Raw genomic sequence first — 1,235 nt, 5'->3', positions numbered from 1 at the left:
TGATCCGCCCCCGTTTTCTGGAGCACCCGAGGCTAGAGTTTTCCGGCCCGAGTCAGGGTGACAGGCTGGCTATGTCACCCGGATTCATCAGCGTGATCGGCGTCTTGTTGCCAATGGCCCCATGGGGCCGATCCTCGTTGTAGTATCTACGCCAACCCTCCAACTTTTCGGCCGCGTCGGCAAGCGTCAGGAACCAGTGGGCGTTCAGGCACTCGGCCCGGAAGCGGCCGTTGAAGGCCTCGATGAAGGCGTTGTCCGTCGGCTTGCCCGGACGAGAGAAGTCCAGGGTGACACCATGGGCGTAGGCCCATAGGTCGAGGTTTCGGGAGACGAATTCCGTGCCCTGGTCGACCCTGATGGCTTTGGGATAGCCGAGCTTCGCGCAGGCCTTGTCGAGCGCTTCCACGACGTTCTCAGACCGGTAGGTGAAACGGGGATCGATCACCGGCGAGAACCGCGAAAAAGTGTCCACCATGGTCAGAATGCGGATCTTGCGACCGGTTGCCAGCTGGTCGTGGACAAAGTCCATCGCCCAGGTTTCGTTCGGCCGCGTCGCCTCACAGCGATCCTCCCGGAGCTTGGCCTTCACCCGCCGCTTGGGCGTCTTGTTTCTCAGTTGAAGGCCCAAGGCTTTGTAAATCCTGTGGGTCTTCTTGATGTTTGTCCGCCAACCTTCGCGCTGGAGGAGCACATGCACCCGGCGATAGCCGTAGCGCACGCGTGTCTCGCAAATCGCCTTGATGCGGGCTTCGAGGCCGGCCTGGTCGGGGCGGCGGGATTTGTAGTGAAAACTCGAAGTGTCCATTTCCAGAACCCGGCAAGCCCGCCGGATCGACACGCCCCAGTCACCACAGACGCCCGCCACCAGCTCGCGCTTGCGACCAGGCCTCAGAGCTTTCGCCGGATGACGTCCTGCAGCATCTCCTTGTCCAACGACAGGTCGGCCACGATCCGCTTCAAGCGACCGTTCTCGTCCTCGAGCTGCTTGAGCCGCTTCATCTCCGTTGGCAGCAGACCATCGTATTTCTTCTTCCAGTTGAAGTAGGTCGCCGGACTGATCCCAGCCCGGCGACAGATCGCCGCCACCGGCACGCCGTCAGCGCCCTGCTTCAGAATGAACGCCTTTTGGACGTCCGAGAAAGCCGATGCTTTCATGGTTTCCGCTCCTTCCCAGCCAGGGAAATCTCAGCGGAAAACTCTAACGTCCCGTGATCCAGTTTTCGGGGAGCAGATCA

General features: G+C 61.0%; 1 protein-coding gene. It reads right to left on the bottom strand.

Annotated features, from left to right (window positions below):
• Nucleotides 1–52: 52 nt before the first annotated feature.
• A protein-coding gene (locus DXK21_RS16405) for an IS3 family transposase (RefSeq protein ID WP_114818833.1) occupies nt 53–1,155 on the bottom strand; the annotation gives its coding sequence in 2 pieces (ribosomal slippage) (nt 53–894 and nt 894–1,155; 1,104 coding nt in all).
• Between the last annotated feature and the right edge of the window lie 80 nt (nt 1,156–1,235).

Source organism: Brevundimonas bullata (genome assembly GCF_003350205.1).
Lineage (GTDB): Bacteria > Pseudomonadota > Alphaproteobacteria > Caulobacterales > Caulobacteraceae > Brevundimonas > Brevundimonas bullata.
This window is presented reverse-complemented; position numbering and strand designations above follow the sequence as displayed.